Source organism: Halobacillus sp. B29, from assembly GCF_052246755.1.
GTDB lineage: Bacteria > Bacillota > Bacilli > Bacillales > Halobacillaceae > Halobacillus > Halobacillus halophilus.
Genome location: NZ_JBQQCM010000008.1, coordinates 121,874 through 140,358, shown reverse-complemented (window position 1 = coordinate 140,358; position 18,485 = coordinate 121,874). Strand labels below are relative to the sequence as shown.

Genomic DNA, 18,485 nt, shown 5'->3' with positions numbered 1-18,485 from the left:
TATGAGAAGGAGTGATCGGCAATGGGAAAGGTATATGTACTGGATCATCCGTTAATTCAGCACAAACTGACGTACATACGGAAAAAGGAAACAGGGACGAAGGATTTTCGTGAATTAGTTGACGAAGTCGCCGCATTGATGGCTTTTGAAATTACTCGTGATCTGCCTCTTGAAGAGGTTGAAATCGACACCCCTGTCACATCCGACGCAAAAGCTAAAGTACTGACGGGTAAGAAAATTGGACTTGTACCCATTCTTCGTGCCGGTCTAGGTATGGTAGACGGAATCATTCAATTGATTCCTGCTGCTAAAATAGGACATGTCGGACTTTATCGCGACCCTGAAACACTGCAGCCGGTAGAGTATTATGTCAAACTTCCTAGTGATATTGAAGAACGTGAACTTATCGTCATTGACCCAATGCTTGCGACAGGCGGTTCAGCCAATGAGGCCATCCATTCATTGAAGAAAAGAGGAGCACGCCAAATTCGCTTAATGTGTCTCGTTGCAGCGCCTGAAGGTGTCGATGCTGTTCGTGAAGAGCACCCGGATGTCGATATCTATCTCGCAGCTCTTGATGAGAAGTTAAATGAAAAAGGCTACATCGTTCCAGGTCTGGGAGATGCCGGTGACCGATTATATGGTACAAAATAAATAGAATTATTCAAGCTCCATTAAAGGAGGTACATTCATGGCAGAACGCATAAAAGTAATGACTATTTTTGGGACAAGGCCGGAAGCTATTAAAATGGCTCCGCTTGTTCTGGAGTTAAAAAATCGTTCCGACCAGTTCGAACCAATTGTCACGGTAACAGCACAGCATAGAGAAATGTTGGACCAAGTGATGTCGATTTTTGGTATTGAGCCCGATTTTGATTTAAATATTATGAAGTCGCGTCAAACCCTGGCACAAGTGACAACCCGTGCCCTTGAAGGTCTTGATGATGTTATGAAAGAAACAAAACCTGATGTGGTTCTTGTACATGGGGATACCACGACGACTTTTGCGGCTTCACTTGCGGCTTATTATAATCAGATTCCTGTGGGCCACGTAGAAGCAGGACTTCGAACATGGAATAAATACTCTCCTTACCCTGAGGAAATGAATCGTCAGCTTACCGGGGTTATGGCGGATTTACATTTTGCTCCGACAAACAAATCCATGGATAATCTGCTTGCAGAAAACAAGCCGACCAACCAGATTTTTGTCACAGGAAATACTGCGATTGATGCGCTGCAAACCACCGTTAAAGACGATTATGCCTCAGAAGTGCTTGACGAGATTGGAGATAAACGGTTAGTTCTGATGACCGCCCATAGACGTGAAAATCTTGGGAATAATATGAAACAGATGTTTCGAGCTATTAAGCGCCTTGTGGAAGAACATGATGACATTCAAGTGATCTATCCTGTACATCTGAACCCAGCCGTTAAAGAAACGGCTGATGAAATTTTGGGAAATGATGACCGCATCAAATTAATTGATCCGCTTGATGTAATTGATTTCCATAACTTTGCTTCCAGCGCTCATTTAATCCTTACTGACTCAGGCGGCGTCCAAGAAGAAGCGCCTTCACTTGGAGTGCCTGTATTGGTTCTTCGCGACACAACTGAGCGTCCGGAAGGAATCGAAGCAGGAACGCTGAAGCTCGCCGGAACAGAAGAGGATCACATTTTCCATTTAGCAAATGAATTACTGTCTGATGAGGAAAAACATAAAGAAATGTCGCATGCTTCCAATCCATATGGGGATGGAAAAGCATCTGCAAGAATTGCTGAAGCGATCCGATATTTCTTTAATCATCGGGAAGATAAGCCAGCACCGTTTGAAATTGAATAATGGTTAAAAGATCAAATCCATGAGGGTTTGGTCTTTTTTTTATACAAAAATTGCCTGGGCACGTTCATGAATAGCTGTACTCATCCATCACAAACTAACTAAAAAGGAGACGAGCCTATGCGTTTGCTGCACTTGTTCATTCTTTTATTACTTCTTACAGGCTTTCAGTCCCCGGATGAAAACGATGAAGTAACTATTATTATTGAGACGGAAGACTCCTCATCCCTTCTTGCAGAACAAATTGAATCCAGAATTCCGAGGCTGGAGGTTGTGGCACAGTATGACACGATCTTTAACGGTCTGGCTGTAAAAGGGACGGCCCAAGAACTTGAAAAACTTGCTCGTATGGACATGGTAGTGAATCAGTATCCCGTCGTAAAATATAAAAGTCTGCAGCAGGAAATGGGTACCTTTTCTACTCAAGTAATCCGAGATCAATTTAATCCCTCCTATACAGGGAAAGGGGTGAAAGTAGGCGTCATTGATACAGGAGTGGACTACTCTCATCCGGATCTACAAAAGAACTACAAAGGTGGTTTTGATACCGTAGATTTTGATAACGATCCTATGGAAACCAGAGGGGAAGGTTCGACCATGCATGGATCCCATGTAGCAGGGGTCATTGCTGCTGATGGAAAAATGAAAGGGATAGCTCCAGATGCTGAGCTTTACGCTTATCGGGCGTTAGGTCCAGGGGGGATCGGATCCTCTGTGCAGGTTATCGCTGCTCTTGAAGAAGCGATTAAAGAGAGGATGGATGTGATCAATCTGTCTCTTGGTAATGATGTGAACGGTCCGGACTGGCCCACTACACATGCTGTTAATAGAGCGGTAGAGCTTGGCGTGACCGTTATAGTTGCAGTTGGGAATTCAGGTCCGGACACTTGGACTGTAGGATCCCCTGCCACTTCATCAAAGGCGATAACCGTAGGAGCCTCGGCCCTTCCTTCAAAAGCGCCGGTATTTGGAATTCCAGGAAGAGATCGACAAATCCCTGTTCAAGTACTGCTCGGGTCAGAACCATGGGAACTTTCCAGAAAATATCCTTTATTGGACGCTGGAAGAGGGGAAGAAGAACTAAAGCATGCTTCTGGAAAAATCGTATTGTTCGAACGTGGGGAAATTTCCTTTCAGGAAAAAGCTTTTAAAGCTTATCAAGCTGGTGCGGAAGGTGTGGTTATATACAATAATGAACCCGGCTTATTTCAGGGTTCGTTAGAGAACTTTTCCATTCCAATTCCGGTCGCTGCTGTATCCAAAAAAGACGGGGAGTGGTTGATTCAAGAAGGAGTTCAGCAGAATCAATGGCTGGAAACCACCGAAGTTTCACTTGATCATCGAATGGCTCCTTTCAGTTCTCGTGGTCCCGTAACGAATACATGGGAATTAAAACCAGATGTGGTAGCACCGGGGGTAAACATTTTAAGCACGGTACCTGGAGGATATGCAGCACTGCAAGGAACGAGTATGGCTGCTCCGCATGTTGCAGGACTTGCGGCTTTATTAAAAGAAGCTCATCCAGAGTGGTCACCTCAACAAATAAAAAGTGCGATGATGAGTTCAGCAGATATTCTGGAAAAAGATAAACTTCCTTATTCGCCTACAGAGCAAGGTACAGGCTTTATTGATGTAGAAGAATCATTTAACCCAACTCTGCTAATTGAACCTGGCTCGCTTGCATTCGGGCGCGTAGATCAACCATTGGTAAATAAAAAAGCAGAATTGAAGCTTACAAATCCGACAAATGAGAGTCAGACAGTACACCTTGAAGTCCCGGTTCGTGAAAATGGGAGCAGGTGGGACCTCCCAACTACTGTCCGGTTGGAACCGAATGAAACGAAGGAAGTGGAGGTTGGACTCCATCTTACGAAATCTTTTCTAAAAGCAGGAGTTCATCAGGGGTTTATTAAACTGAGAAATCAAGATCATGACTTCCACGTTCCTTATCTTTACATGATCGGAACGTCTGATTACGAAAAGGTGTCCGGTTTGGAACTATCATCTAAGTGGGCGGACGCAAGACGATACACTTATCGCTTCCATCTTACAGATTCCGTAGATAAAATCACCGTCGATCTATACAGAGCTGGTACTATGCTCTCTCACGGAAAATTATTTGAACTTGAAGACCCTCAGCCGGGTATGGTGGAAGGGGAATTTAAAATAAATACGAATCATCTTGAAGGGGCTTATGTAGCTGTCATCACTCTCGAGTATGAAGACCAGAAAGAAAGTTACCCATTCCCAGTAACGTTCACACCTTCATAAAACCCAGTAACTTCCACCTCAGATCATCCTTTTTTTGGATGACCTGAGGTGGAAGTTTTATGTAAAAATGGCTCGAAAAGTCTATTTATTTTCGGTTTAGAATTGGTAAAATAGTACATGTAAGTTTTGTCACAAATGTGACGAAAATGTGATCGAAAAGTGTCATACATTTGTATTTTTAATCACAAACTCATTGACATCATATAACCCCTAATGTATTCTTACATAGTGTGGGATGATAAGGTTTTCATAACGAATTGCAAAGGTTCTGACACCTTTTTATTCAAGTGAAAAGAGGCTTGTAAATGAAAGATACCAGACCGCCTTTTCAGGCCATGGCATTAACTAGTGCCATCGTTTCTCAGCTTGCCGGTGGACCACTTGCCGGAGTTTATCTTGGGAAATGGATAGATGGTCAATTTTCCACAGAGCCCACATTCCTAATCATAGGGATTTTTCTAGGATTAGGAGCAGGTACATATGGGACCATTCATTTAGTACGGACGTACACGGGAGACGATTAGCATGAAGCACTACCAACAGATGATGGCCCGTCAACGAAAATGGATGCTCTACCTTCTGGCGTTACTCGTTCTTGGCTGGGGCCTTACCCCTTGGGAACCGATTTTTCTAGGCCTTCTCCTGGGAAGCGCTTTGAGTTTTTATAACCTCTGGCTTATGCAGCGCAAAATCCGCAAGCTTGGCGAAGCCTCCGCAGAGAACAAGTCTGTAAGAGGAATCGGTACGTTTACTCGTTTGGCTTCAGGTGCACTGGCTGTAGTCATTGCCCTCCAGTTTGAAGAACATATTCATTTGATTTCCGTAGTATTGGGCTTAATGGCAGCCTACATTGTCATTTTTATAGATTACCTGTTCAATAAATCAACAGTTTAGCACGATGGAAGGTAGGTGAACAGATTGAATCACGAAGCACCGATGTGGAATGATGCGTTTGGGATCACTTGGCTTGATTTCAACCTTTCCAACGTTTTAATGATGTTTGTGGCCTCATTAATCGTTTTCATTCTAGGGGTAACAGCCACACGTAACATGAAACGGTTCCCAACCGGCTTTCAAAATTTCATGGAATGGCTGATTGACTTCATAAAAGGCATTATCGGTTCAAATATGGATTGGCGAACAGGAAGGCTCTTTCTTCCACTTGGTTTAACCTTATTTGCCTACATATTTGTAGCTAATATGCTTGGAGTCGTCACCAATGGAGTAGTTGGACATGAACTGTGGTGGAAATCACCAACCGCAGACCCCGGCATAACCTTAACCTTGGCAACACTTGTTGTCGTCTTATCTCACTACTATGGGGTTAAGCTGAAAGGCGGTAAAGAATACAGTAAAGGTTTTATAAGACCTCTGCCGTTTTTACTACCTTTCAAAATCATTGAAGAGTTCTCTAATACTCTTACACTTGGTTTGCGTCTATATGGGAACATTTACGCAGGAGAGATCTTACTGAGCTTGCTTGTCACTATGGCAGCAGGCGGCGTTGGTGGATTTTTAGGAGCTTCACTTCCAATGATAGCTTGGATGGGCTTCAGTACATTTATCGGTTTTATCCAGGCATTTATCTTTGTAATGTTAACGATGGTTTATATGTCTCACAAGGTGAGCGACGACCATTAAAATAAAAGAATAAAAAATTATTTTTTTAAAAATATGAGGAGGATTTTCATTATGGGTCTTTTAGCAGCTGCAATTGCAGTAGGATTAGCGGCACTAGGTGCTGGTATTGGTAACGGTCTGATTGTAAGTCGTACGGTAGAAGGAATTGCGCGTCAACCAGAATTGCGCAGTGCTCTTCAAACAACTATGTTCATCGGTGTTGCTCTAGTAGAGGCGATTCCGATCATCGGCGTTGTTATCGCATTTATCGTAATGGGTCAGTAAAGCAGGACGAGCGAATACGCTTATGGCGAAGTTCAACTCAATCGATCTTCGCCTTTCCTTTATACCTTTACGAAAACTTGATACCCAAATGGATTGGAAAGAAAACTTCGACTGAAGCTTTTATAAGCTAAAGCCGGGTTTTTCTCTTGTCTAGCTGAGCTCTTATATGTAAGGCTTTTGCTTGCTTGAGGGTTAACCCTGTTACGATATGGTGTGGAGAGGAGTGAAAACTGTGCAAGGATTCACAGAGAGTCTTGTCCTCGGAGCTGGAGGACTTAACATAGGTGATATGATCATTCAACTTGTGTTCTTCCTTATCTTGCTGGCTCTTTTAGGCAAGTTTGCTTGGGGACCATTAATGAATATGATGAAAGAGCGTGAAGATTACGTAGCTAACGAAATCAATACCGCAGAAAAAAGTCGTGAAGAAGCACAGCGTATGCAGCGTGAAGCTTCTGAAGAACTTAAGAAAACCCGTCAGGATGCACAGAAAATAATCGAAGATGCACGCAAAACGGCTGGTCAGCAGGAACGAGATATTATTGAGTCCGCTCGCGCTGAGTCTGAAAGAATGAAAGAATCAGCTCGTCAGGAAATTGAGCAAGAAAAAGAGAAAGCCGTACAGGTCCTTAAAGATCAAGTGGCTTCTATGTCTGTCATGATTGCATCCAAAGTAATTGAGAAAGAACTTTCGGAGAAGGATCAGGAGAAATTGATTCATCAATACATTGACGAGGCAGGAGAAGAGCGATGAGCCAAACAATCATTGCGAGACGCTATGCTGACGCTCTTTTTCAACTTGGACAAGAACATTTGAAATTAGATCAATTAGAAACAGAATTACGAGAACTGCAAAAAGTGTTCCGTGATAATGAAAAGCTTTATACATTCCTTAAGCATCCACGTATTTCCGTCGACCAAAAGAAACAACTCATTCATAAATCATTTCTGTCGTATTCAGCAGAAGTTGTGAACACCCTTAAGTTGTTGGTAGACAGGCATAGAGAAGACATTATTTCTGAAATGATCACTCATTTCTTAACGATGATGAGCGATGCAAAAGGAGTAGCAGAAGCAGATGTTTACTCCGTACGTGAGCTTTCGAAATCTGAAAAGAAACGGATTTCAGAAACATTTGCACCAAAAGTAGGCAAACGTTCATTGAACCTGAACAATATCGTTGATCCAAGTATTCTCGGAGGAATTCGTGTGCGAATTGGTAATCGGATATTTGACGGTTCCGTCAGTGGAAAGCTTAGCCGCATGGAGCGCAAGCTAGTTTCTGCTAACAAAAGATGATAGGGGTGAAATGGCATGAGCATTAAAGCTGAAGAAATCAGTGCGCTGATTAAACAGCAAATTGAAAGCTATGAATCAGATATAGAAGTCAATGATGTGGGTACAGTTATCGAAGTTGGTGACGGTATTGCCCGTGCTCATGGTCTTGACAACGTCATGGCCGGAGAACTCGTTGAATTCTCAAATGGTGTCATGGGATTGGCACAAAACTTAGAAGAAAGTAACGTTGGTCTTGTTATTCTTGGACCGTATACAGATATTAAAGAAGGCGATGAAGTACGCCGTACAGGCCGTATCATGCAAGTACCTGTAGGGGAAGAAATGCTTGGACGTGTCGTGAATCCACTTGGTCAGCCTGTAGATGGAAGAGGACCAATTGAAACAACTAAAACACGCCCGATTGAAGCACCAGCTCCAGGGGTTATGGATCGTAAATCCGTAGATGAACCTCTTCAAACAGGGATTAAAGCTATTGATGCCCTTGTACCTATCGGACGTGGCCAGCGTGAACTTATTATCGGTGACCGTCAGACTGGTAAAACATCTGTAGCCATCGATGCAATTTTGAACCAGCATGATCAGGATATGGTTTGTATCTATGTAGCAATTGGTCAGAAAGAATCAACCGTACGCGGCACAGTGGAAACTCTTCGCCGTCACGGTGCACTGGATTACACAATTGTCGTAACGGCTAGTGCTTCTCAGCCAGCTCCGCTTTTATACCTTGCTCCATATGCAGGCGTAACATTAGGGGAAGAATTTATGTACAATGGCAAGCATGTACTGGTTGTATATGATGACCTTTCCAAGCAGGCTGCCGCTTACCGTGAACTTTCCTTGCTGCTTCGTCGTCCACCAGGCCGTGAAGCGTTCCCAGGGGATGTATTCTATCTGCACTCCCGTCTGTTGGAACGTGCAGCTAAATTAAGTGATGCAAAAGGTGGAGGTTCATTAACAGCCCTTCCTTTCGTTGAAACACAAGCAGGAGATATTTCCGCCTATATTCCAACAAACGTTATTTCCATAACAGACGGTCAGATCTTCTTACAATCCGACTTATTCTTCTCTGGCGTACGTCCAGCGATTAACGCCGGGTTATCCGTATCCCGTGTTGGTGGATCAGCTCAAATCAAAGCCATGAAAAAAGTTGCCGGTACATTGCGTCTTGACCTAGCTTCTTATCGTGAATTGGAAGCTTTCGCACAGTTCGGCTCTGACCTTGATAAATCTACGCAGGCTAAACTGAACCGCGGAGCGCGTACCGTTGAAGTTCTTAAGCAAGGTTTACACCAGCCGCTGGCTGTAGAGAAACAAGTTATGATTATCTTTGCCCTTACTAAAGGATTTCTGGATGATATTCCAGTGGATGATGTTACTCGCTTTGAGTCAGAATTCCACACATGGCTTGACAACAATCGCAAAGAGCTGATTGGTCAGATCCGGAAAACTGGAAAACTGGCAGAGGAAGAAGATATGAAAGAAGCTGTGAAAGAATTCAAGAAAACATTTGTGATCTCTGAATAAATAAAACACAGCTGGAAAGGGTGGTGAAACAGCGTGGCATCCCTTAGAGATATCAAAGGCCGGATTACCTCTACCAAGAAGACGAAACAGATTACAAAAGCCATGGAAATGGTGTCTGCTTCTAAATTGAATCGTGCCGAACAGAATGCAAGATATTTTGTTCCATACAGCGAAAAAATTCAAGAAGTCGTAGCGAGTATTTCTCAAGGCGGAGGTGATGCAAGTCACCCGATGCTTGAATCGAGGGAAGTGAAGTGTACAGGTTACCTGGTGATCACTTCTGACCGCGGTCTTGCAGGAGCATTCAACAGCAGTGTCTTGAGAAGAGTCTATCAGCAGATTCGCCAGCATCATACTTCTGCTGAAGAATACAAGCTGATCACCATTGGCCGTATTGGACGGGACTTCTTCCGTAAACGTAATATACCGGTAGATATGGATATTACTGGCCTGGCAGACCAGCCGGACTTTGCTGATATTAAAGATATCGCATCGGATACGATCCAACTCTTTACAGACGAAGAGATCGATCAATTATATATTTATTACAACCATTACGTTAGTGCTATCACACAGGAAGTAACCGAGAAAAAAGTCTTGCCGTTAACGGACTTTGGTGGAGAAAGTGTAGGATCCACAAGTTCTTATGAGTATGAGCCGAACCAAGAGGAGATTTTGGAAGTCTTGCTTCCGCAGTATGCTGAGAGCTTGATTTACGGAGCCTTACTTGATAGTAAAGCTAGTGAGCATGCAGCTCGGATGACAGCTATGAAGAGTGCAACTGATAATGCTGATGATCTAATTGGTGATTTAACACTATCTTATAACCGTGCACGTCAAGCTGCTATTACCCAAGAGATTACTGAAATTGTCGGCGGTGCAGCTGCCCTCGAATAGGGATTCTTGGATTTTTGAACAGTAAGTTAGGAGGGAAATCGATGAGTAATGGACGCGTGACCCAAATCATGGGACCAGTTGTCGACGTAACATTTGATGACGGACAGCTCCCAGATATCAATAACGCACTACACGTACGTTATGATGCGCAATCCGAAGATGAAAAAAACGTCGACCTTACGTTAGAAGTTGCCCTTCATCTGGGTGACAATACCGTTCGTACTGTTGCCATGTCTTCCACAGAAGGAGTAATGCGTGGCACACCTGTTATCGATAAAGGCAGCCCAATTTCAGTTCCAGTGGGAGAAGTAACATTGGGCCGAGTATTCAACGTTCTAGGTAACAATATTGATTTAGATGAACCTTTAAGTGATGATGTACGTCGTGATCCAATCCACCGCGAAGCACCAGTGTTTGAGAACTTAGCTACAGAAACTGAAATTCTGGAAACTGGAATTAAAGTTGTAGACCTTTTAGCTCCATACGTAAAAGGTGGTAAAATTGGATTGTTTGGTGGCGCAGGAGTAGGTAAGACCGTACTCATCCAGGAATTAATTAACAACATCGCCCAGGAACACGGTGGTATCTCTGTATTTGCCGGAGTTGGTGAGCGTACACGTGAAGGTAACGACCTTTATTGGGAAATGACCGATTCAGGTGTTATTAAAAAAACAGCTATGGTGTTTGGACAAATGAACGAACCGCCTGGTGCTCGTATGCGCGTAGCTCTGTCTGGTTTAACAATGGCAGAATATTTCCGTGATGAACAAGGACAGGACGTGTTGTTCTTTATAGACAACATCTTCCGTTTCACCCAGGGCGGTCTTGAAGTATCTGCCCTTCTTGGACGTATGCCATCAGCCGTTGGTTACCAGCCAACCTTAGCGACTGAAATGGGACAACTGCAGGAGCGAATCACATCTACTGACAAAGGTTCTGTTACATCTATTCAGGCCATCTACGTGCCTGCCGATGACTATACCGACCCTGCGCCAGCAACAACGTTCGCTCACTTGGATGCAACGACTAACCTTGAGCGTAAGCTCTCTGAACAGGGTATTTATCCTGCCGTTGATCCACTTGCATCAACCTCCCGTGCTCTGGACCCGGATGTAGTCGGTGACGAGCATTATCAAATAGCTCGCGAAGTACAGCGTACATTGCAGCGTTATAAAGAGCTGCAGGATATCATTGCCATTCTTGGTATGGATGAGCTTTCTGATGAAGATAAATTGACCGTATCCCGTGCACGTAGGGTGCAGTTCTTCTTATCTCAGAACTTCCACGTGGCTGAACAGTTTACAGGACAGCCAGGATCTTATGTACCTGTTGCAGAAACAGTCAAAGGCTTTAAAGAGATCCTTGACGGCAAACACGATGACATTCCAGAGGATGCGTTCCGACTAGTCGGACGTATTGAGGATGTTGTTGAAAAATCAAAACAAATGCAGTAACCTGTCAACACTAGTGATAAAGGGGCGTTCATAGGAGCGCCCGGTTTATTCACTTAACAGCCAAGGAGGAATGTATATGAGCACACTAACGGTGAGTGTCGTCACTCCTGATGGCCCGGTATTGGAAGAAGCATTTGAAATGGTTAGTTGTAAGGCGGAAAGTGGAGAATTGGGAATATTGCCCGGTCACATTCCTATGGTGGCACCACTTACAATCAGCTCCATACGCCTGAAAGGTGAGGGGAAATCGGATCGAATCGCAGTCAGCGGTGGCTTTTTAGAGGTGAGACCTGATAAAGTGACTATACTCGCTCAATCAGCTGAAAAGCCAACTGATATTGATATAGACCGTGCCCGAATGGCTAAAGAGCGTGCTGAAAGACGTCTCCAGGACAAACAAGCCGACATTGATTTCAAACGGGCTGAATTGGCCCTTAAGCGAGCCATTAATCGCTTAGATGTTTATGAGAATAACTTCTAAACTGCTTTCATATTGAGAGCAGTTTTTTTATTAAAGAAACCGTAAATAATCCTGATGTTTATTTTCAGTCCAGTCATCATTAAAGGAGTAGCAAGGCGGTTCATATAATGAATTAAACTGGCAGAAATATTTGTCATTATTGCCCGGGAAATGAGAGAGAAATATTTTCTTTGTCGTCTTCTGTTTTAATTGGGTTTAGCCAATTGTATAAAAAGGTATTTCTGTGTAGATGAATGATGTTCCTAAAAATAGTGACGAAAGAGAGGAGTTAGTATGGATCAATATTTTGCTGAAGAAGCCATTCTGAGTATGACCTCACACATTATCTTCATTATCATAACGTGGAGAGTCCTTCAGTCAGTCAACTTCGATGCGTTTTTCAGGAAACATCGTGTTTTTGAAGCAAGAGTTTTACTCATATTTATTACCATTGCAATTGGAACAACGGTCAGCCGATTTTTTCTTGATTTTATTGCATGGTCTAATAGTCTGGTCTACTTATTTTAAACGTAAATCAATGAAACTATTAATAAATGAATCGTTTGTCAGAAAATGTCCAGTATGATTGTTGTCTTCTCCGGTCAGACTTATAGTAAGTCTATGCTCGGGGAGGCATCAGAAAATGAAAAGTTTACTAGCAGGTATTACGGTATTGATTATGGTATGTACAGGTGCTTATTCACAGGAACTGACTGCGGAGACACCTATTGAAAATTTTGCAGCATTTGCTGAGAATGAGCAGCTGGACGTCAAGGAATGGTCGATCACCCTCAAAGAGACGATATCGAGATCTGATTCATTATTATTGAAAAAAAAGATTTCCGAATCCTATCAAAATGCTGAAATATCTTATGAAGATCAAGAGAACTCAAATAAAATTATTCTAAAAGACGGTCTTATTAAAAGGGAATTTGACGAAAGTTATAGTATTATTCTGCCGAAAAATAAAGATGAAAAGGCGGAATTGGTTTACTATATTGCTGGTAAGGGTACAATTTCCTTGACACCAGAAGTAAAAGATCGGATACGAGAAACTCAGAAACGTTATTTCTCGAAAAACGTCCTAATTTTCTCTTGTCTTAAGGCAGAGTCTAGTGGTATTATAGATGATGTTTTAGTGTATAAAAAATTCAAACAAACATTCGACATTAAACCTTTAGATCAAGTTGCAGAAAAGGATTGGACTAGCAGTTCCGGATATACGGAAAAATGGGGACAAGCAATCCCGACAGCCAGCGGAAAGATGAATGTTCAGTTCGCTACAAGAACTTTGGGCGGGCGGACAAACATCACTATTGGCACACCCATTATTACTGCTGAATATTAATAATAATGAATATGGACGCGGAGGAGAATGAAATTTGGAAAAAATCATCGTCCGTGGTGGGAGGCAGCTGAATGGCACTGTAAAAGCAGAAGGCGCCAAGAATGCCGTACTGCCTGTCATCGCAGCAAGTATAATTGCCAGTGAAGGAAAAAGTGTTTTACACGAAGTTCCTGCTTTAGCAGATGTTACGACTATCAATGAAGTGATTCGACATATGAATGCTGATGTTAAAGTGGAAGGCAACACAGTTACTGTAGATGCTTCTGGAGATCTCGAAACAGAAGCACCAATTGAATACGTGAGGAAGATGCGTGCTTCTGTCCTCGTGTTGGGACCACTTTTGGCCCGGTATGGCCATGCTAAGGTTGCACTGCCTGGTGGTTGTGCGATTGGATCACGTCCTATTGATCAGCACTTAAAAGGCTTTGAAGCTATGGGTGCTGAAGTTACCGTAGGAAATGGATATATTGAGGCAGAAGTTAAAGGTCGATTGCAGGGTGCCAAGGTTTACTTTGATGTTCCAAGTGTAGGGGCTACAGAAAACGTTATGATGGCTGCTGCCTTGGCTGAAGGAACGACCATCCTTGAAAACTGTGCGAAAGAACCGGAAATTGTAGATTTAGCCAATTATCTCAATCAAATGGGCGGCAAGGTTATTGGAGCTGGTACGGAGACCATCCGTATCGAAGGAGTCGACAAGCTTATAGGCGCGACTCATACCATTATCCCTGACCGCGTAGAAGCTGGAACATTTATGGTTGCAGCTGCTATTACTGGAGGTAATGTATTAGTTAAAGGTGCTATGCGTGAACACCTTCGTTCCGTTATTTCAAAAATGGAAGAAATGGGCGTTACCATTGAAGAGGAAGAGGATGGACTTCGAGTTATTGGCCCTGAACAGCTGAAGGCCACTGACATTAAAACGATGCCACATCCAGGTTTCCCTACTGATATGCAGTCTCAAATGATGGCGTTAATGTTAAACGCCAAAGGCACAAGCGTGATTACGGAAACCGTATTCGAAAATCGTTTTATGCATGTGGAAGAATTCCGCCGGATGAATGCTCATCTTAAGATTGAAGGCCGCAACGTTATTGTGGAAGGACCTTCATCTTTACAAGGAGCGGAAGTAGCCGCGACTGATTTACGAGCGGGAGCAGCTCTTATTCTGGCTGGTCTTGTTGCCGATGGGTACACTCGCGTAACAGAACTTAAGCATCTGGACCGTGGGTATGTGGATTTCTCCAACAAACTTGCGGGACTCGGTGCGGATATAGAAAGAATTAACGAAGAAGAATCTTACTCTGAAGAACAAGAAGCTAACGAATCTTTGTCGACCTTATAATGTATATATCCTTATAGCTTGGCTGTTTCATTATTTTTTGAAGCAGCCAAGCTTTTTTTTGGTTCTATCATCCTTGTATCTGGGATACATTTTAGTAGAGAGATCTACAATGTAATCAGGAGGGTGAGAATGAAAAGAAAAAATTGGATGGCATTCTTCATAACAGGTGGCCTGTTCGGGGCTATACTTATACTACCCACTCTAATTGTGGTGCCTTTTACAGGTTCCAGTGCTTCACATGAAGTCCCGGAGACTCCAAATCCGATTGAAAAAGCCGCTGATGCATCAAAAGACCTCTCTCCGATAGCGGTCAGAGTGGAACGAAGCCAATCAGGGAAGATAGAAGAAGTTCCACTGGAGACATATGTGGCAAGGGTGGTTGCATCTGAGATGCCTGCTGAGTTTGAGCTTGAAGCACTAAAAGCGCAGGCTTTAGCAGCTCGAACATATATAACTAGGCATTTGCTTGAAGAAGAGGGTGTATCTCAGGAAGCTGATGTGACGGACACCGTTAATCACCAGGTGTATAAGAATGATGAAGAACTCAGAGCTCAGTGGCATGATCGATATACGAGCAATATGGAGAAAATTAACACAGCTGTCAGTGAGACAGCTGGAGAAATAATCACGTATAACCAGGAGCCGATAACGGCCGCTTTCTTTTCTACGAGCAATGGATACACGGAAAATGCTGAAGACTACTGGGAGAATGAGATTCCTTATTTGAAAAGTGTGGAAAGCCCCTGGGATCAACAGTCACCTAAATTCGCAGATCAGAAAATTATTCCAATTACTCAAGTACAGACAGCCCTTGGCGTAAATTTTAAAGGGAATGTGCGAAACATGACCATGACAAAGACAGAGGGAAATCGTGTAGATAAGGTTCAAGTTGGGGACCAGAGCTTCTCAGGACGACAGATAAGGGAAACCTTCGAACTGCCTTCAAGTGATTTTTCTATGGAGCAAAAAGGCGACCACGTCATTTTTACGACGAAAGGGTATGGTCACGGTGTAGGAATGAGTCAATATGGAGCAAATGGAATGGCTAAGAGCGGCAGCAGTTATAAAGACATAGTGACTCATTATTATCACGATACAGAAGTATCTTCTATCAATAAACAGACGGCATTGTTAACTTCCAGAAATGATAAGCCTGTCAACTGATGGAATATGACTTAGACAGGACCTGAATCTAAGGGTCCTGTTTCCATTTCATAAGATGGGCGGTTGCAATTTGGACAAACTAGTTCGTTCGATGCGATCTTTATTTCTATCTTGAAATGATAAATACTTTTTTAAGAAAAAATTTCCTCTTTATGTATATAATTCCTCAGAAGTGTTCAGAATGATTTTTGAGGTGATGAACATGAGAGAGGAAGGAAAGAAAAGCGTGACTAAATTAAAGTTTAAACGCTTAATGCGCAAGAAATGGTTGTATCCAGCTTTGTATTTGTCCGTAGCAGCATTAGTTCTAGTAGGGGTGTTCTGGTATCAGCAAAGTGGTAAGGAAGTAGAAAACCAGTTAGCTAATCAATCAGAAACGGAAGTCCAGGATGAGTTCACTACTCAGGATTCTGGAGAGGCATCAGTTCCAGTCATGGAGCAAAACGAAAACTTACAAATGCCAGTCGTTGATGAAGAAGCCGCGTCTATCGTTACTAAGTTCTATGATTACAATGCGTCTCAGGAAGATCAAGAAAGTGCACTGGTCCTATACAACAATAAGTACTATCAGAGTGAAGGCGTCGATATAACAAGAGAAGATGGAGAAGCTTTTGAAGTAACAGCAGCTCTATCAGGAACAGTCACAGAAGTAAAAGAAGATCCGCTTTATGGCAATGTCATTGAAATTACACATGATGAAGACGTATCAACGGTCTATGCTAGTCTAGCTGACATTAAAGTCCAAGCTGGTTCTGAAGTTACTCAAGGTGATGTGCTAGGTTCTGCTGGACAGAATTCCTTCGGCCAGGCAAGTGGCGTCCACGTTCATTTCGAATTACGAAATGAAGGGCAGCCTGTAAATCCAGAAAGCTTTTTCGGACAACCTTCCAGTAAGATCAGCGAAGAAGTGAAAGAAGAAGCAGAGGCTGAGAAAGAAACAGAAGTACCTTCTGCTGAAGATGACAGTGCTCCTGCCGAAGACTCCGCAGAAGAACCAGAAGTATCTGATGAGCCAAATGATGAGGAACTAAATACGGATGAAGATCCTGCAGATAACACAGAAGGAGAACAAACTCCTGATGAGGATAGTGCATCATCCATTTCTACAACTCAAACCTAAATGAGGGGCCAGCCCCCTCATTTTTTTTATGCTGTATCATAAACTAGCAAAAAGCATTTACATAAAAAACTCCTGTAAAGCAAGCCTCATCCTTATCCCTGTGGCATAACTCACCTTTTTTAATAATACAATGAGGATAACCGAGCACTCGGTAACGTCCAGGGAGGAACACCATGACTTACACCTAGAGTACCCCCCTCATACTAACAGCATAAGCGCTTTCCTTTGAAACCACCCCCTTGGATAGACAATCACAGGAGGCGAGTGGAGTGCATGATTACATCAAAGAAAGGACCATCAGGATTGGAGAGCACCTCATTGAAACTAAAAAAACGGTCAGAGTGATCGCCAAGGAATTTGGCGTTTCTAAAAGTACGGTGCATAAAGATCTTACAGAAAGACTTCCGGAAGTGAATCCGGAGCTTGCTAAAGAAGTTAAAAAAATACTAGATTATCATAAGGAGATCAGACACCTCCGCGGAGGAGAAGCAACTAGAAGAAAGTATAAAGCCCAACTACTTGAAGAAGGACCTGTGCAGCCTCTTGCCTGACTTCCTTTATTCTCCTCCCTAAAGAAAAATCCCCTGCGTATAAGGTGATTTTTTCATCCCGAATGCGACGATTGTCATAATTTTATGATAGAATATAGAATTAGATGTGTACGATGATACACAGGCAATGAGCGTTATTTTATTAAGTGATGTAAATTTCAAAACGCAGGTTGAATGCCCAGAACATGGTTGAATACTATGGACCTCTCACTTAACCGGAAGGGTTATGACGAATGTTGTGTGTTTACGGGCATGGATGCTTTCAATAGGGAGGATCTACAGGACATGTTTGCAAGAGATATCGGGATAGACCTTGGTACAGCTAACGTGCTCATTCATGTTAAGGGTAAAGGGATCGTATTAAATCAACCAAGCGTTGTTGCGATGGACGTAATACTGGAAAAGTACTGGAAGTAGGAGAAGATGCTCAGCGGATGGTGGGACGCACACCTAAGAATATTGAAGCTATCCGTCCATTGAAGGATGGCATTATTGCAGACTTCGATGCAACAGAAGCTATGCTCAAGTACTTTATCCAAAAAATAAATGTTCGAAGCTTTCTATCCAGACCACGGATGCTGATCTGCTGTCCAACGAATATAACCAAAGTGGAACAGCAGGCAATAAAGCAAGCAGCTGAAAAAGCAGGCGGTAAGAAAGTTTTTTTAGAAGAAAAACCAAAAGTGGCTGCGGTAGGTGCAGGTATGGATATTTACCAGCCATATGGAAATATGATTGTGGATATTGGGGGAGGAACGACTGATATAGCGGTCCTTTCGATGGGGGGAATTGTTACAGCCTCGTCGATCAAAATAGCAGGAAATCGATTGGACCAGGAAATACTTCAATATATTAAGAAAGAACACCAGTTATTAATTGGTGAACGGACGGCTGAGAATATAAAAATTAATGTGGGAACTGTATCTCCAGCGAATCGGACAGAAGTAGTTGATATTCGAGGCCGTGATAGGATTACTGGCCTCCCCCGTACGATTTCGGTCAGTTCTGAAGAAATAGAGAAGGCGCTTCGCGAACCAGTTCAGGTTATCGTTCAAACGGCTAGAGAAGTATTAGAGCGGACGCCTCCAGAACTCTCTGCTGATATAATTGACCGCGGGGTTACCCTGACGGGTGGAGGTGCTCTTCTTCACGGTGTGGATCAGCTTCTTTTCAAAGAATTGAAAGTCCCTGTGATGATTGCTGACTCTCCGATGGATTGTGTAGCTGCTGGAACAGGAATGATACTGGAAAACATGGATAAACGCAGTAAAGTAGTTTTATAGCTTTCGCTAATTGTTAATAAAGGAGCG

19 protein-coding genes and 1 pseudogene are annotated in these 18,485 nt (G+C 43.0%); all 20 read left to right on the top strand.

Annotated elements, in window-relative coordinates; genetic code table 11:
- Positions 1 to 21: 21 nt before the first annotated feature.
- The 20 genes and pseudogenes from upp (at position 22) to mreB (ending at position 18,458) form a co-directional block, all read left to right on the top strand.
- The gene (gene upp / locus ACTWP7_RS11990; protein ID WP_014644830.1) at positions 22 to 654 is read left to right on the top strand and encodes a uracil phosphoribosyltransferase; all 633 of its coding nucleotides are present in this window, start codon (positions 22 to 24) and stop codon (positions 652 to 654) included.
- A gap of 37 nt (positions 655 to 691) precedes the next feature.
- Positions 692 to 1,840 (top strand): non-hydrolyzing UDP-N-acetylglucosamine 2-epimerase, encoded by a 1,149-nt coding sequence (gene wecB / locus ACTWP7_RS11985; protein ID WP_443123369.1) that lies wholly within the window; start codon positions 692 to 694, stop codon positions 1,838 to 1,840.
- Between the two features lie 117 nt (positions 1,841 to 1,957).
- Positions 1,958 to 4,108 carry a S8 family serine peptidase gene (locus tag ACTWP7_RS11980; protein WP_443123368.1) on the top strand — a complete coding sequence of 717 codons (2,151 nt, stop codon included), beginning with the start codon at positions 1,958 to 1,960 and terminating at the stop codon, positions 4,106 to 4,108.
- A 305-nt stretch (positions 4,109 to 4,413) separates the two neighbouring features.
- Complete coding sequence (locus ACTWP7_RS11975) at positions 4,414 to 4,632, top strand: AtpZ/AtpI family protein (protein ID WP_014644827.1); 219 nt, start codon at positions 4,414 to 4,416, stop codon at positions 4,630 to 4,632.
- A 1-nt stretch (position 4,633) separates the two neighbouring features.
- Entirely contained in the window at positions 4,634 to 5,002 is a 369-nt protein-coding gene (locus ACTWP7_RS11970; RefSeq protein WP_014644826.1) for an ATP synthase subunit I, read from the top strand.
- Between the two features lie 24 nt (positions 5,003 to 5,026).
- Complete coding sequence (gene atpB, locus ACTWP7_RS11965) at positions 5,027 to 5,749, top strand: F0F1 ATP synthase subunit A (RefSeq protein ID WP_443123367.1); 723 nt, start codon at positions 5,027 to 5,029, stop codon at positions 5,747 to 5,749.
- 51 nt (positions 5,750 to 5,800) lie between these two features.
- The gene (gene atpE, locus ACTWP7_RS11960) at positions 5,801 to 6,013 is read left to right on the top strand and encodes a F0F1 ATP synthase subunit C (protein WP_014644824.1); all 213 of its coding nucleotides are present in this window, start codon (positions 5,801 to 5,803) and stop codon (positions 6,011 to 6,013) included.
- Between the two features lie 232 nt (positions 6,014 to 6,245).
- A complete protein-coding gene (gene atpF / locus ACTWP7_RS11955; RefSeq protein ID WP_014644823.1) occupies positions 6,246 to 6,767 on the top strand; it encodes a F0F1 ATP synthase subunit B in 522 nt (173 codons plus the stop codon).
- Positions 6,764 to 7,312 carry a F0F1 ATP synthase subunit delta gene (locus tag ACTWP7_RS11950; RefSeq protein WP_443123366.1) on the top strand — a complete coding sequence of 183 codons (549 nt, stop codon included), beginning with the start codon at positions 6,764 to 6,766 and terminating at the stop codon, positions 7,310 to 7,312. The genes atpF and ACTWP7_RS11950 overlap by 4 nt, the downstream gene beginning before the upstream one ends.
- 15 nt (positions 7,313 to 7,327) lie before the next feature.
- Entirely contained in the window at positions 7,328 to 8,836 is a 1,509-nt protein-coding gene (gene atpA / locus ACTWP7_RS11945; protein ID WP_089751323.1) for a F0F1 ATP synthase subunit alpha, read from the top strand.
- A gap of 33 nt (positions 8,837 to 8,869) precedes the next feature.
- Positions 8,870 to 9,733, top strand: a complete 864-nt coding sequence (atpG, locus tag ACTWP7_RS11940; protein WP_014644820.1) for an ATP synthase F1 subunit gamma — start codon at positions 8,870 to 8,872, stop codon at positions 9,731 to 9,733.
- 41 nt (positions 9,734 to 9,774) lie between these two features.
- On the top strand, positions 9,775 to 11,187 hold the full coding sequence (gene atpD / locus ACTWP7_RS11935) for a F0F1 ATP synthase subunit beta (RefSeq protein WP_089751324.1): 1,413 nt from the start codon (positions 9,775 to 9,777) through the stop codon (positions 11,185 to 11,187).
- Between the two features lie 76 nt (positions 11,188 to 11,263).
- Complete coding sequence (locus tag ACTWP7_RS11930) at positions 11,264 to 11,668, top strand: F0F1 ATP synthase subunit epsilon (protein WP_014644818.1); 405 nt, start codon at positions 11,264 to 11,266, stop codon at positions 11,666 to 11,668.
- 273 nt (positions 11,669 to 11,941) lie between these two features.
- Positions 11,942 to 12,175 carry a DUF1146 family protein gene (locus ACTWP7_RS11925; protein WP_014644817.1) on the top strand — a complete coding sequence of 78 codons (234 nt, stop codon included), beginning with the start codon at positions 11,942 to 11,944 and terminating at the stop codon, positions 12,173 to 12,175.
- A gap of 115 nt (positions 12,176 to 12,290) precedes the next feature.
- Positions 12,291 to 12,995: a YwmB family TATA-box binding protein gene (locus tag ACTWP7_RS11920; protein ID WP_443123365.1), complete on the top strand. Its 705-nt coding sequence runs from the start codon at positions 12,291 to 12,293 to the stop codon at positions 12,993 to 12,995.
- A 34-nt stretch (positions 12,996 to 13,029) separates the two neighbouring features.
- Positions 13,030 to 14,340 carry a UDP-N-acetylglucosamine 1-carboxyvinyltransferase gene (gene murA / locus ACTWP7_RS11915; protein WP_443123364.1) on the top strand — a complete coding sequence of 437 codons (1,311 nt, stop codon included), beginning with the start codon at positions 13,030 to 13,032 and terminating at the stop codon, positions 14,338 to 14,340.
- 129 nt (positions 14,341 to 14,469) lie between these two features.
- Positions 14,470 to 15,504, top strand: a complete 1,035-nt coding sequence (gene spoIID / locus ACTWP7_RS11910) for a stage II sporulation protein D (RefSeq protein ID WP_443123363.1) — start codon at positions 14,470 to 14,472, stop codon at positions 15,502 to 15,504.
- A 226-nt stretch (positions 15,505 to 15,730) separates the two neighbouring features.
- Positions 15,731 to 16,624: a M23 family metallopeptidase gene (locus ACTWP7_RS11905; protein WP_231853965.1), complete on the top strand. Its 894-nt coding sequence runs from the start codon at positions 15,731 to 15,733 to the stop codon at positions 16,622 to 16,624.
- Positions 16,625 to 16,893: 269 nt separating this feature from the next.
- Positions 16,894 to 17,175: a sporulation transcriptional regulator SpoIIID gene (gene spoIIID / locus ACTWP7_RS11900; RefSeq protein WP_014644812.1), complete on the top strand. Its 282-nt coding sequence runs from the start codon at positions 16,894 to 16,896 to the stop codon at positions 17,173 to 17,175.
- A 285-nt stretch (positions 17,176 to 17,460) separates the two neighbouring features.
- Positions 17,461 to 18,458 (top strand): annotated as a pseudogene (gene mreB, locus ACTWP7_RS11895) (rod shape-determining protein MreB).
- Positions 18,459 to 18,485 lie beyond the last annotated feature (27 nt).